General features: G+C 62.6%; 17 protein-coding genes and 1 pseudogene. 7 read left to right on the forward strand and 11 right to left on the reverse strand.

The features are described 5' to 3' along the window. Positions 1–57 precede the first annotated feature (57 nt). The 8 genes from G7044_RS17545 to G7044_RS17580 all read right to left on the reverse strand — a co-directional run bounded on the left by G7044_RS17545 (position 58) and on the right by G7044_RS17580 (position 5,406). Positions 58–1,041 (reverse strand): ATP-binding protein, encoded by a 984-nt coding sequence (locus G7044_RS17545; protein ID WP_166331271.1) that lies wholly within the window; start codon positions 1,039–1,041, stop codon positions 58–60. After that, the gene (locus G7044_RS17550) at positions 1,038–1,547 is read right to left on the reverse strand and encodes a very short patch repair endonuclease (protein WP_235931390.1); all 510 of its coding nucleotides are present in this window, start codon (positions 1,545–1,547) and stop codon (positions 1,038–1,040) included. The genes G7044_RS17545 and G7044_RS17550 overlap by 4 nt, the downstream gene beginning before the upstream one ends. After that, entirely contained in the window at positions 1,540–2,613 is a 1,074-nt protein-coding gene (gene dcm, locus G7044_RS17555; RefSeq protein WP_166331273.1) for a DNA (cytosine-5-)-methyltransferase, read from the reverse strand. The genes G7044_RS17550 and dcm overlap by 8 nt, the downstream gene beginning before the upstream one ends. A 247-nt stretch (positions 2,614–2,860) precedes the next feature. Beyond that, entirely contained in the window at positions 2,861–3,529 is a 669-nt protein-coding gene (locus G7044_RS17560) for a hypothetical protein (protein WP_166331275.1), read from the reverse strand. After that, positions 3,526–4,533 carry a helix-turn-helix domain-containing protein gene (locus tag G7044_RS17565; protein WP_166331277.1) on the reverse strand — a complete coding sequence of 336 codons (1,008 nt, stop codon included), beginning with the start codon at positions 4,531–4,533 and terminating at the stop codon, positions 3,526–3,528. The genes G7044_RS17560 and G7044_RS17565 overlap by 4 nt, the downstream gene beginning before the upstream one ends. Continuing rightward, positions 4,530–4,925: a VRR-NUC domain-containing protein gene (locus G7044_RS17570; protein WP_166331279.1), complete on the reverse strand. Its 396-nt coding sequence runs from the start codon at positions 4,923–4,925 to the stop codon at positions 4,530–4,532. The genes G7044_RS17565 and G7044_RS17570 overlap by 4 nt, the downstream gene beginning before the upstream one ends. Then, positions 4,922–5,161 carry a hypothetical protein gene (locus G7044_RS17575; RefSeq protein ID WP_166331281.1) on the reverse strand — a complete coding sequence of 80 codons (240 nt, stop codon included), beginning with the start codon at positions 5,159–5,161 and terminating at the stop codon, positions 4,922–4,924. Before G7044_RS17575 ends, G7044_RS17570 begins: the two co-directional genes overlap by 4 nt. Beyond that, the gene (locus G7044_RS17580; RefSeq protein WP_166331283.1) at positions 5,158–5,406 is read right to left on the reverse strand and encodes a helix-turn-helix transcriptional regulator; all 249 of its coding nucleotides are present in this window, start codon (positions 5,404–5,406) and stop codon (positions 5,158–5,160) included. The genes G7044_RS17575 and G7044_RS17580 overlap by 4 nt, the downstream gene beginning before the upstream one ends. Before the next feature lie 622 nt (positions 5,407–6,028). Between G7044_RS17580 and G7044_RS17585 the strand changes: the two genes are divergently transcribed. Beyond that, positions 6,029–6,631 (forward strand): hypothetical protein, encoded by a 603-nt coding sequence (locus G7044_RS17585; RefSeq protein ID WP_166331285.1) that lies wholly within the window; start codon positions 6,029–6,031, stop codon positions 6,629–6,631. A gap of 3 nt (positions 6,632–6,634) precedes the next feature. Here G7044_RS17585 and G7044_RS17590 read toward each other — a convergent pair whose 3' ends face one another. Next, positions 6,635–7,906 carry a tyrosine-type recombinase/integrase gene (locus tag G7044_RS17590; protein ID WP_166331287.1) on the reverse strand — a complete coding sequence of 424 codons (1,272 nt, stop codon included), beginning with the start codon at positions 7,904–7,906 and terminating at the stop codon, positions 6,635–6,637. A gap of 264 nt (positions 7,907–8,170) precedes the next feature. Between G7044_RS17590 and G7044_RS17595 the strand changes: the two genes are divergently transcribed. After that, positions 8,171–8,611, forward strand: coding sequence for a hypothetical protein (locus G7044_RS17595; RefSeq protein ID WP_166331289.1), 441 nt, complete (start codon positions 8,171–8,173; stop codon positions 8,609–8,611). 250 nt (positions 8,612–8,861) lie between these two features. On the opposite strand, the gene G7044_RS17910 is transcribed toward G7044_RS17595, so the two are convergent. After that, a complete protein-coding gene (locus G7044_RS17910) occupies positions 8,862–9,050 on the reverse strand; it encodes a multicopper oxidase domain-containing protein (protein ID WP_035746442.1) in 189 nt (62 codons plus the stop codon). Then, on the reverse strand, positions 9,047–9,391 hold the full coding sequence (locus tag G7044_RS17605; protein WP_166331291.1) for an ArsR/SmtB family transcription factor: 345 nt from the start codon (positions 9,389–9,391) through the stop codon (positions 9,047–9,049). Before G7044_RS17605 ends, G7044_RS17910 begins: the two co-directional genes overlap by 4 nt. 122 nt (positions 9,392–9,513) lie before the next feature. On the opposite strand from G7044_RS17605, the gene G7044_RS17610 reads away from it, so the two are divergent. From G7044_RS17610 to G7044_RS17630, 5 genes and pseudogenes are all read left to right on the forward strand, one after another. Next, complete coding sequence (locus G7044_RS17610) at positions 9,514–10,302, forward strand: cation transporter (RefSeq protein WP_197272781.1); 789 nt, start codon at positions 9,514–9,516, stop codon at positions 10,300–10,302. Next, entirely contained in the window at positions 10,299–10,799 is a 501-nt protein-coding gene (gene lspA, locus G7044_RS17615; protein WP_100161074.1) for a signal peptidase II, read from the forward strand. Before G7044_RS17610 ends, lspA begins: the two co-directional genes overlap by 4 nt. Further along, a pseudogene (locus G7044_RS17620) lies at positions 10,792–11,187 on the forward strand (heavy metal translocating P-type ATPase); the annotation flags it as partial. The gene lspA and the pseudogene G7044_RS17620, both read left to right, overlap by 8 nt. A gap of 11 nt (positions 11,188–11,198) precedes the next feature. Beyond that, positions 11,199–11,666, forward strand: a complete 468-nt coding sequence (locus tag G7044_RS17625) for a DUF411 domain-containing protein (RefSeq protein ID WP_121634690.1) — start codon at positions 11,199–11,201, stop codon at positions 11,664–11,666. A 618-nt stretch (positions 11,667–12,284) separates the two neighbouring features. Further along, complete coding sequence (locus G7044_RS17630; RefSeq protein ID WP_166331293.1) at positions 12,285–12,677, forward strand: nucleoside triphosphate pyrophosphohydrolase family protein; 393 nt, start codon at positions 12,285–12,287, stop codon at positions 12,675–12,677. Positions 12,678–12,682 lie beyond the last annotated feature (5 nt).

Consider the following 12,682-nt stretch of genomic DNA (forward strand, 5'->3'; position numbering starts at 1 on the left):
CGCTGTAAATCCTCACGCCCTCCCTGCTGACGCAGAAAGGCAATAGGTGGACGACTTTTACGCCGCCCGCAGCAGCACCATGCCGCCGCTAACGTGGACTAATTTCGCACCGCCGTTCTCAGGCGCACCGAACACATCCATCCAGCCACCATCCTGGATCAGGCGGCCCTCGCGATAGACATAGAAGCCTTGCGCCCTGTTCGAAATCCGCGCGAACTCGGCCTCCTCCTCCTTGGTCATGTCGCGGCGGTGCGGAAGGATCCACGCCTTCATTTCAGCGACTTCTTCGCTCCCATCGAAGAGTTCGACGACCACTTTCTGTTTGTTCGGAGCAAGCACTTGTTCGGAACGTTCGGGATAGAACGGGTTCCATGGCTTCACCGGAGTTCCGTTGATCCGGATCACCACGTTCCCTTCCCGGCTGTCATTTTCATCAAGGAATCGGTGGAAGACGAGGGAGAGGTGCTTGCTCAGGGCCTCGGACATCCGTTTGACAGCTGCCTGTTCCTTGGTGCCCGGCGTGTATTCCTTTGACAGCAACCGGTCGCAATTTTCCCAAATGACAAGCGTGCCGGTCGGACCGCAATACTCGTCGAACATCTCGTTTTGATCCGCCGTCACCGGCTCGGCCAGCATTTCCCAGACGTTGTGCTGTTCGACGTGCTCCAGGTCCCATGTAAGCTTCGCCAAGGGTTGGTCTTCAGACCGCCGAGAAATCACGCTGTAGCGCTTGCAAACCGAGCTGGAGGCGGTCTTGAGGCCCAGGCCGAATTTTCCAAGGCTCTTTGCGTCGGGGCGCCTGTCCGCTCCGTACCGCATGGCATTCCGGACTTCCTCTTGGTTCATCCCGTGACCATCGTCGCCGAAATAGACGACCTTCCGTCCGTCATGCAGGAGCTGGATCTCGATGTTGATGTTCTCCGCGCCTGCCGCGATCGAGTTGTCGATGATGTCCGCAGCCGCGGTCTTGACGTTGTAGCCGGTGTCGCGCAGGCCATAAATCAGCCGCGATGCGTTCGGGTCGTTGATAAGGTCGTTCATCTTCGTGTTTCCTGCTCGCCGGATGAAATTCCGGACCTCGTGCGCCTGTTGGTCGACAGGCCATCCGATGACAATTCTGCACTTGTTTCAGTGCCCTGCAACCATGTGGCGATGATGTTGATCAAATTGTCCACCTGAAACGACCGCGTCGCACATTCCCAGACGACAAGAACCCGCCAGCCGCAGCCCAGCAGCGCCTCGATCGCGCGTGTGTCCCGCTCCCGGTTGGCTTCGATCTTTGCGGCCCAGAATTCTGGCCGGGTCTTGGGAATACGAAAATACTTGCAGTCAGCGTGACCGTGCCAAAAGCAGCCGTTGACGAAGATAGCGCACCTGTGATTCCGCATGACGATGTCCGGACAACCCGGGAGGGAACGGACGTGCAACCTGAACCGGAAGCCGATGGCGTGAAGGGCCTTGCGCAGGACCAGTTCCGGCTTGGTATCCGCCGAACGGACACGCGCCATCATCTGTGATCTTGTCAGGGGCGCCTTCTTGTCAGCCAACACGTTCCCTTCGCGACCGGATGGCAACCGTGTTGGTCAGCCATGGAGCCATCGCTTCGGCGATCGCAACCGAAACGGGTGCCGCAACGGCGTTGCCGAACTGCCGATATGCTTGGGTGTCACTTACCGGGATCTTCCAAGGATTGTTGGAGCCGGGACGGTCGAAACCCATGAGGCGCGCGCATTCCCGCGGGGTCAGACGGCGTGGGTTCTTTCCTGGCTGCTTGACCAAGATTTCAGACCCATCCTTGTAATACCGGGCGCTGAGTGTGCGGGCCACGTTCTCGGGGCCTACCAGCCCGAAACCGAACCCGTTGCCTGCTCTGCGATGCTTCTCGGCATATCGCTGCAGGTACGACCAGAGGCCATCAGTCAGCGTGTAACGCTCGTTGACCTTGCCGAAGCTGCCCGTCGTGTAACGCCCATCTGCGGCCTCCGACCCGTCCTCTGGGTGCAGGATCGATGCGAGGGTCGGGTTGGGCCCCGACGGAACGAACACATCATTGAAAGAGAAGGTCGTCTTGTGGTCTCTCCGGAACCCGGAAATGAAAATTCGCTCACGATGCTGCGGCACCCAAGAACGGGCATCGATCACACGGTAGTCGACCTCGTACCCGAGTTCGTCCAAGGCATGCAGGATGACCCGCATGGTGTTGCCTTTGTCATGGCTCAATAGGTTCTTGACGTTCTCGAGCAAGAAGGCCCGGGGCTGGTGATGACGCAAGATCCGGACGACGTCGAAGAACAGGGTCCCCTGCGTCTCATCCGCGAACCCATGAGCTCGACCGAGTGAGTTCTTCTTGCTGACGCCAGCCAAAGAGAACGGCTGGCAAGGAAATCCGGCTAGAAGCAGATCATGTTCAGGAATGTCCGATGCGGCAACCTGTGTGATGTCACCGGCGATTTCATGGTCGCTTCCAAAGTTGGCGCGATAGGTCTCCTGAGAATACTTGTTCATCTCGCAGGTGAAGACGCATTGTCCACCAATTGCGTCGAAGCCACGCCGGAGGCCCCCGATTCCCGCGAACAAATCGATGAACTTGAAGGGTGCTTCGGAGTGTTCCATGAATGCTTCCTGCTCGCTTGTCGCCACAATATCCTGGGCCTTGGGATCAAGCCGTCCGCTGATGCTATGCTAGGCAGGCTTCGCTGTCGATGGTCTGAACGTCGCCGCAAGGTCCGCGATCATGATGTTCTATCATTGGTCCCTTAACAGATCGGTTTGAAAACAACCGCATCTTCGGTTCGGAGTTGCCCGAACCGCCGAGACATGACCGGGTTTTGGTCGGACGCCAGACAGCTTGGCAAAGCCGTCAAGCCCACGGCCTGATTTTCGGCATCGCAGCTGTCACCTCGAGCTCTCGTAGCATACCGCCCGTGACCAGTCCCTCGCGGACCCAGCCCAGCGCCTGCCACCATTCTTCGTAGCCGCGCCGGGCGGCCTCGATCTGTTGCGGGTGAGGGGAGAAGGTTACCGGACAGGCGAGGATGTCGATGGTTTTCCACTTGCCTCGTGCGCCGTGGCCACGCACGCGGATGCGCTCGACCCCTACGACTATGGCGCCCGCGTGCGTGCCATGCTGGTTCTGCTTGACGATGGTCGGCACGCAGCGCGGGACGGCGCCGGGCATCCAGTCTGGTGTCAGCCCGGCGCGGGCCAGTTCGGCGACTCGGATCGCCATGCGCTTGCCGCCGAGGCTGTCGGGGATCCCGGCGACGGTGGCGGCGATCACCTCGGCGTCCTCGTGGGTGTAGCCGCCGATCTTGTGCTGACCACCGTCGATCTTGCAGCCCAGCACGGCCCGTTGCAGCAGGACGTATTCCAGGCCGAAGCCGAAGCCTTCCTCGGTGACGTCCGGGGGCAGGGGCAGCTCGAGCTGCGCCTGTTCCACCCGGAACGCCCATTCCAGCGCCGCCTGCACGCCCAGCGCACGTTGAATGGCTCGACCGCCCGCACGGCCGATCGGCCGTTGCAGTGTCATCGAACACCTCGCTCGCGCAGGCGTTCGGCTGTCACAAGGCCCCGGGCCAGCATGGCGTCGCGCATCGTGTTGCTGATCGCGCTGACCGGCAGGAAGCGGTCGGAGTTGACCAGATCGGCGTAGAAGGCGGGCAGGTCGGTGATCGGCTTTGCCGTTGGAGCAAGGGCCGCCTTGGGCTTCCGGCGCTTCCGCCCGGCATCCTCGACCTTGCGCTGGGCGGCGCGCTGCATCGCCCGGTCCAGCGCCTTCGGCCCATCGGGCGGATCGGTATGCTCCTGGCGACTGGCCTCGGCGGCAGCGATGATCTCCGCCTCGGTCAGCCCCAGCTCGTCGCGCCAGCGCTGGACGTGCAGGCGGGGCGGCCAGCCTTGCCACCAGCCGGGCAGGGCGTCAGGGTCGAGGCCGAGTGCTGCGAGCAGGTTTCCGAAAACCTGATCGGAAATCGCCTCGCGCGCCTGCGCGCCCTCCTCCTCCTTTACTGGTTTACTTAGAGGTTCCCTTACAGGGTTAGTGTCCGAAATCCGGACACGGCTTTCGGCATTTTCCGGACACGGGTCGGCCGGAAAATCGGACACGGGCCTCGTGCCATCCCCGTGTCCGAAATCCGGACACGGCAGGTCGTTGGCCATGGCATCGCCAGTGCAACCGTCGGCATCGTCGAGCGTTTCTGCTCCACCATCCTCCCCGTGTCCGATTTCCGGACACGGTGCTACAGCCACAGGTGTGAAGCCCGGCTCGAACCCCAGGATGTAGCGGGTCGGCAGCTGGCGCTTGGTCACGGGGTCAAGCCGCGGCACGCGTCGCAGCAGGCCCACGGCCTCCAACTGGCCGAGGTGATCGTTCAGCGTGGACCGGCTGATTTCGCAGTCATGCGCCAGCCGATCCTGCGAGGGGAAGCAGCCGAAATCAGGGTTGAACCGGTCACAGAGGTGCCAGAGCACGATCTTGGTCGTCGGCTTCAACCCGCGCTGCTTGATGGCCCAGTTGGTGGCCTCGTGACTCATGGCGCGGGCCTCCGCGGGGCAGGAGCGATACGCGTGGTGAAGCCGTGATCGGCCAGCGCGCCCAGCGCGTCATCGAGACTGCGGACCAGCGCCCAGCCGAACCCCTGCGCTTGGACGGCATCGCGGAATGCCTCCTGTTCCGGCCGTAGCCGCCCCTTTGGCGCCTTCAACTCGAGGAACAGGACGCGGCCATCGCAGATCACCATCAGATCGGCGAACCCGGCATGGACGCCCATTCCGACGAGGATCGCCTGGCGCTTTGCCCCGCGGGGCCCAGCCTCTGTCACCTCGTTGGCGCAGTGATGGATGATGGCGGTGCGCGGCAGGGCGATGCGCAGCGTCTGCACCACGGCACGCTGCAGGTCGGCCTCGGGGGTGCCGCGGCGCTTCATCGCGCGGCCCTCCCCTGATCCTCGCGCTGGGCACGCCGAACCGGCCGCCGCGCATCGACGACGACCAGCAAGCGCTGAGCATCGGCACGCTCGCTCGGGGTCTCGCCATGCTGGGCGAGCACATTGCAGGCGAGCCGGATCAGTTGATCGCTGTGATGCGCGACGTCGGCGATGACGGCGCGGGCCTCGGCCAAGCGGTCGGTGGGCCAGGCGGAACTGCAAGGGTGGCTGGTCATGGCCGCCCCCGCGTCTTGCGCACCGGGTGGGCCTGTTCCTGCGCCCTGATCCATTCCTGAATGGCTAGGCGGCGATAGAAGGTCTTGCGACCTATGCGTGTGCATGGCGGCCCCTGACGGCGAGCCTCCCACCGCGACAAAGTATCTGTGGTCAAGCCCAGCACGCGGGCCAGCTGCTCGCGGCTGATCCAGTCGGCCAGGAGGTCAGGGATCTCCTCCACCGAGCCATCTTGCATGTCTTTCATGGGCTGCTCCGTTCGCCTCGCACCCCTCTGCTGGGGGCGGTTCCAGCGAAGCAGAGCGCGAGGACCGGAAGACAGGCGGAAGGTGGAACTGGCCGCTGCCGTCCAATTCCACCCCTTGTTTTATTGGTGTTCTGGCGGCTGGCGCGCGACGCGACTGGTGTTGCGGCAGCCCTCCCAGGGCGTCCCAAGCGCCGGTTCCTGGCGACGATACGCGCTTCGTCGCAGCCGCTCCGACAGCTTGGGGCTGATCGGGCGGCGCTGAGGCGGTTTCGCCGGTTTCGCAGGGACCGGAATTGCCGGAATGGACCATTCCGGTCGGGTTCCGACGGTTCTGGATGATATCCACAAGTTCTTTTTTTGTTCCGGTGCGCCAGTGCAGGATTCTGGTTGATCGTTCGCCTTCAGGATGCGTAGATTCGTGGTCGAGCAGAACATAAGAATCGACAAGGCAACCGAAGCCAGGTGCCGCCCCTCTTGGGGTGGGGTGGCCAATTACAGGCAGTTTTCTTCGACGACGTGGGCTGCAGCCAGTCCACCCGCGTGCTTGGCACGGCGGGTTTTTGTAACCCGCAGTCCGATGGCCCTGGCCGAAGGATGCCGTATGTCTGAGAGGAGTTCGTTCATGCCTTTGCCGCCCGTCGCCTTCTATTCCATCTACGAAATTGCCGTGCGCTGGGGCTGTCCCCCGGCCGATGTCGCGGGCTGGGCGGCAGAGGGACACCTTCAGGTTTTGGCAGGCATTCCGCCAGTGAGTTGCGGCGATGAGACCGTCGCCGGTCTGGTCGAGGTTCCGATTGCCGAACTGATGCCGATGTTCAGACGGATCGGCCCGAGCGACGAACAGGCGAGGCTGCGGCGCGTGATGCCGCCCGGATCCAAGACCTGGCTCAAAGTGACGGACCCTCCCGACGGCGTGCTGATCCGGTCGTCCGACCTTCTCTTGTCGGCGGGATCCCTGCAGCAGTTCGAGGAGGAACGCGATCTGCTGCGGCGCCCGGCCTCCACCGTCGGTGCCAGCCCGCGGTACGATTGGGATTCCATGTACGCGTGGCTGACCGTATTCCTGTTCGAAAGAGGCGTGCCCGACACCCAGACCGCGCTGATTGCACTGGTTCAAGACTGGTTCGTCCAGAATTCGAAGTCGGGCGAGGTGCCGGATGAAAGCACCATCCGCAAGCGGCTGACCTCGCTCTGGCGCAAGTTGCGCGGCGAGGAAACCGTGTGAAGATCAGGCTGATTTCGGCAGGTCGGTCCCGTCCTGCGCCGCGTCATGCACGAGGCGCGGCCGCGGGCGCAGGAGGCTGGCCACCGTGTCGACGCCCGCCCGCAGGGGGGAATCCATCAGGTGCGCATAGCGCTGGGTAGTCTGCATCTGACTGTGGCCCAAGAGCTTGCCGATCATTTCCAGCGACGCGCCGCCACTGACCAGCAGGGAGGCAAAGGTGTGGCGCAGGTCATGGATTCTGACGTCGGCCAGCCCGGCGTCCTTCTGTGCCTTGGCCCAGAAGCGGCGGATTTCCCGCACCGGCTGGCCGACAGTTTCGCCGGGAAACAGCCACGGGTTTCCCCGCGGTACCGCGTGCTGGCGCAGGCGCACGATGGCCGCGACGTCCTGCGAAATCGGGACGCGATGGATCTTTCGCTGCTTGGTGGTCGAGGCGGGTTTCGACCAGATCGCATAGTCGAGGTTGAACTGTTCGAACCGGGCCGTCCGGACCTCGCCCACCCGGGCGCCGGTCAGCATGCACATGCGGATGATCGCCGCGGCGCGCTGATCCTCGGCCGCATCCAGCACGGCCGCCAGCCGGGTCAGTTCCTCGGGAGACAGGAACCGTTCGCGGGCATGTTCGATGCGCCGATGGAAACCTTGCGCGGGGTTGTCCGTCCGCCATTCCCATTCCACCGCCAGCGTGAACATCTTGCGCAGCACCTCGCCCATGCGGTTGGCGCGGATCGGGGTGGGCTTGTGACCCTGCAGCTTGCGGGCCCGGTTGTTGGGCTTCGCCTTGCAGGGGCGGGGACGCCCCTCGGCCACGAAATCGAGGAACTTTGCGACGTCGGATTTGGTGATCTCCGTCACCAGCCGGTTGCCCCAGGCCGGTTCCACCATCTTCTTCAGCATCGAGACCTGGTCGCCTGCATTGGTCTTGGCCAGCTTCGGCAGATGCTCGGCGATGTAGCGGTCGATCATGTCCGTGACGCACGGGGCCCCGCGCCACTCGTCACGCATTGCCAGAGGATCCTGACCCTCGTCGATGGCACGCCGCAGCTCCTTGGCGCGTTCGCGCGCGGCCGTGACGCTCCACTCCGGCCAGCGCCCGATGGTCATTCGCCGCTGCCGCCCGGCGTGCCGGTAGTCAATGGTGAAGGTCCGCGCGCCCGATGCCTGGACCCGGGCGGCGAAGCCGATCACCTCCGTGTCGAAGATCTGATAGCTAACGCCGGGCTTCGGTTCCGCATCGCGCAGGGTTTTCTCATTCAGTTTCAGTCGTTTGACCATCCATCCCGCCTCCTTGCCCGACGACACAGGCGTAGACCCGCGCCACTATCAAGGCGGACCACGGGACCGGGACCGGAATATAGGCGGAAGGTGGAATTGAAGGCCGGGTGACAATTCCTAAAAAAGAAAAACAAGGTGTTAGGTGACTTTGCCCAGCGCACGGGGTGGGGAACAGACGGACGCCCGCCCCCTTCTGCGCCGATGGTTTGATCGGAGGCCGAGCAAGAGGTAATCCTGTCGGCACACCCCAAACACGAAACTTCCATGCCCAGCGCCAAGCCTCCAAGAAACCTGACGCCCGTGCTGTGCCGGCGCCTGCAAGCTGAAATGCTGAAGGCCTGCGAAGCCGTCGCCGGTCGTCATGGCCTAGTGGTCGAGCCGCGCGACATCACCGGCGCCGACCTGCGCTGGGGGTTCGATGCCACCTTCCGCGTCTCGATCCCCCTGCCGGATGGCAGCGCTCTCGATCCCGAGCGGCTTCGGTTCGAGGCGCTGTCCGAGGCCTTTGGGCTTTCCCCCGCCGATTACGGCCGCCAGTTCAGCACCGGGCGCGAGCAGTTCCGCATCACCGGCATCGACCCCCGCCGCCCGAAATACCCGGTGTCAGCCGAGCGGATCCCAGATGGCCAGGAGTTCAAGTTCACCGCAGAACAGGTCTCATTGTTGCTGCAGCATGGGATGAAGGATGTGACGCCGAAGAGGTAGGGGCGGAGAGTTGCCCAGAGCTGCCGTTCGACTTCATTGCAACGAAGGTCCACTTGGAGCCCTTTTTGACGAATGCTGCCGAGCGACTGGACGGCCGCTTCGGCGGACCCGCAGCTTAGCGAGGTGTTCTCCGTTCGGGTCTAGACATACTCCGTAATGCGTTTCAACAAGGCGACACCGGCACCTGATAGAACGCCGCAAGAAGACGTAAGCTCTTGACGACGCCCGGTGTCGAGCGGGTGGGGTCCTGTTATGTGACCGTAAACTGCCCCATCATGCCCGCATCCTCGTGTTCGAGGATGTGGCAGTGATACATGAATGGTGTCTCTTCCGAAGCCAGCTTGTCGAACCTCAGCAGGATTCCGGTCGGACCCTGCACACGGACAACATCTTTCCAACCGATCTGCGCCGAGTCGACCGGCCGTCCGTTCTGACTCACGCCTCACGATAATTGTCACACGCCTCAACACCCTTTGCGACCACGTCGAGAAGTGCGTCCACATCGTTCAGAAGGACCGTGACGCGCGGGTTGCTGATACGGTAACGGATGAAGCGCCCTTCGCGGTCGCTGGCGACAAGCCCGCAGTCCAGCAGGCACCTCAGATGGTTGGAGACGTTGGGTTGCGATAGTTCGGTCCGCTCGACGAGCTCGTGAACGGCCAATGGCTCGTTGCAAAGTGCACCGAGGATGGCCAGGCGGCTCGGGTCCGCGAAGCCGCGGAACAGCTTCGCCCGTCGCTCGATGGTTGCGCTCTTGCGGTCATCGACCAATTGCGCCATATCACTCCTCGCTGATATGTTGTTCTTCGATTCATCCTAGCAGGAATAGCGCGACCATGGCCAACACCGAAAATGCCGGATCGACGGCAGATGTCCCGCCCGTCCGTTACCGGGTTTCCGGTATGGATTGCGCCAAGGATGCCGCGCAGATCGAGCGGGCGGCACAGGCAGCCGGGGTCGCGCCCGGCGATGTGAAAGTGTCGGCCGCGACGCACATCATGACACTGACTGCACCCGAAGTGCGCCTGCCGGACATCGAAAAGGCAGTCGCGGTGACAGGCTATGGCTTCGACCGGATCGAGGGCGATGAAGACATTCCGCCGAATCCCGCCCATCAGGACCCGGCCTACCGCCGTGCCCTCTGGATCGTCGTGATCCTGAACGTGGGATACGGGGTCCTCGAAATGATCGGCGGTTTCATTTCCGGATCGCAGGCCGTGAAGGCCGATGCGCTCGATTTCATCGGCGACGGCGCGATCACCTTCCTTGGCCTGCTGGCCATCGGCTGGAGCCTCGCCTGGCGGGCACGGTCGGCCTTGATCCAAGGCATCTTCCTCGGCCTGCTCGGCCTTGGCGTCCTCGGCACGACCATCGTGCGAGTCTTCGAACGGACGACGCCGGATGCAGGTCTAATGGGCCTGCTTGGCATGATCGCCCTTGTCGTCAACGTCATCTCCGTTCTGCCGCTGCTGCGGTTCCGCAAGGGCGACGCGAACATGCGGGCCGTCTGGCTATTCTCGCGCAACGACGCCATCGGCAATGCGGCGGTTGTCGTTGCCGCCGGTCTCGTGGCGTGGCTGGGCAGCGCCTGGCCGGACCTCATCGTCGCCTTCGGCATCGCCGGACTGTTCCTGCACTCGTCTTGGGCAATCATCCGCGATGCGCGGGCCGATCTGAAGGCAGCGGCATGAACAGCCGCGTTCTGGGCGGGCTCTGCGCGATCGCGGCGTTCGGCCTCGATCAGGGTACCAAGGCGCTTGCGCTGAACACACCGGCGCTTGAGCGCGGCGTCGAGGTTCTACCCTTTCTCAATCTCGTGCGGGTTCTGAACGATGGAGTCAGCTTCGGTATGCTGGGCGGGATCGTGCCTTGGTGGGGTCTCATCGCGCTTGCTGGCGTGATCGTGGCATGGCTGCTGATCTGGTTGTGGCGCGCGCCGGACAGGCTGACGGCTGCCGCTCTCGGTCTGATCATCGGCGGCGCGCTCGGCAATGTCCTCGACCGGCTGCGTTATCAGGCCGTCCCGGATTTTCTGGATTTCCATTACCGAACATACCACTGGCCGTCCTTCAATCTTGCGGATGTGGCGATTTTCTGCGGTGCGGCCCTGCTGTTCTGGGACAGCTTCCGCTCGGCGCAGAACAAGCCCGAACGTAACCACCGAGAAGAAAACGTTACGGGGAAATAATCGATGTCCAGCATTCCATCCGCAAAGGGCATCGACAGCACGCTTGGGCTCGGGCACCGACGTGGCGCTCGAGACGGCCGACGCGGCGATCCTGCGCAACCGTGTGACCGATGAGCCGGGCAAGATCCGCCTCTCCCGTGCGACCATTTCGAACATCCGCCAGAACATCGCGATTGCGCTCGGCCTCAAGGCGATATTCCTCGTGACTACCGTGCTCGGGATCACCGGCCTTTGGATCGCAATCCTCGCGGATACCGGTGCCACCTTGCTGGTGACGATGAACGCCCTGCGGCTGCTGTTCTTCCGTCCTACCGGCACGCCTGAACCTGCGGGTCACGTCGATCTGACCGCTGAGACACGCCCCGATCGCGCCGCCGCAAAGACCTGAAAGGAACCCTGATGACCCTCACCCGCCGCGCCGTGATGGCCTCCGCCGCTTGCTTCGCCGCGACGGCACCGACCGCCGGACTGTCTCAAAGCTCTCCCGCGATCCACGTTCTGAAAGACCCGAACTGTGGCTGCTGCACAGCTTGGATCGAGATCCTCAAAGAGAACGGATTTAAGGTCACCACCGAGCGCAGCTTCGGCACCCTCCTGATCCGGCACAAGCTCGAGAACGGCATCCCCCAGAACATGACCTCCTGCCACACCGGCGAAATCGAGGGCTACATGATCGAAGGACACGTGCCGACGGCCGACATTCGACGGCTGCTATCCGAGCGCCCCGATGCCGTCGGTCTCGCCGTGCCTGGGATGCCTTACGGATCACCGGGCATGGGGCCAGAGGATGAGCGGGAAGCCTACGACGTGTTCCTGATCCTCGGAGATGGCAGGACGGAAATCTTCTCCAGCTACGAGGCTGCCTGACGGCGCCGATCTCAGGATCGCTGTGGGGCCACTGCACAAACCTCACACCGCGCAGTCGCAGCGAAAGTCAGGAAAGTCCCGCATTGCTGACCTCCATCCTTTGCGCAGCGACCGTCCGCTCTCCGCCCTTCGCGTCGAGACCGATCCAAGGGATGTAGGGATGGCTTTCGCGTTCGATGAACATCGCTTGTCAACGTCTGGTCAACGTCTGGTCAACCCGCGAATGCGTCCCTGTGCGCACGTTGATCCGTCCAAATCCGGCGAGAAGCGCCGATAGTTCTCGAAAAAGTCTGCCGTCTCAAAGGCTTGCACGTTAAGTCTCTGAATAGAAAAGAGTCATGAGAATCAAAGAGTTCGGCTCATAACCTGAAGGTCGTAGGTTCAAATCCTACCCCCGCAACCAAAAAATTACAAGATATCAAAGATTTGGATGCCGACCGAAATGGTCAGACATCCCAATCCCTGTTTTACATCAACGCCACATCAACGTTTGGGGAGACGGGTGGCGATAACGTATGTCCAGGCGAAGCCCATCGCCGATGAATACCAGTGAATGATGATTTTCTGTTGGCATGCACAAGATGATGTGGCAGAAGGAAAAGAAAACCGGGGGGTAACATGACGGCGTATCAGGATCGCGTGTCTGAGTGGGTCGCAGCCTGCTTCCCTGCTGAAGCACGAACTGACCTTGATGAGCGCGCGCACCGCTTTATGGAAGAAGCGCTCGAACTTGTCCAAGCCAATGGTTGCACCAAGCACGACGTTCTAAGGCTCGTGGATTATGTTTTCGATCGCCCGGACGGGCCGTTGCAGCAGGAAGTTGGCGGGGTCATGGTCACCCTGGCTGCGTTCTGCAGTGCGGCGCAAATATCGCTCGACGAGGCGGCGGAGAACGAGCTTCAGCGAAACTGGCGGCGGATCGAGGCGATAAGGGCCAAACATGCTGGCAAGCCTAGTGGTTCACCGCTTCCGCAGATTGTAAGCGATACGCCTATTTCCGCTATGGGCTAATCCCT

The sequence above is a fragment of the Paracoccus xiamenensis genome (assembly GCF_011308835.1).
Lineage (GTDB): Bacteria > Pseudomonadota > Alphaproteobacteria > Rhodobacterales > Rhodobacteraceae > Paracoccus > Paracoccus xiamenensis.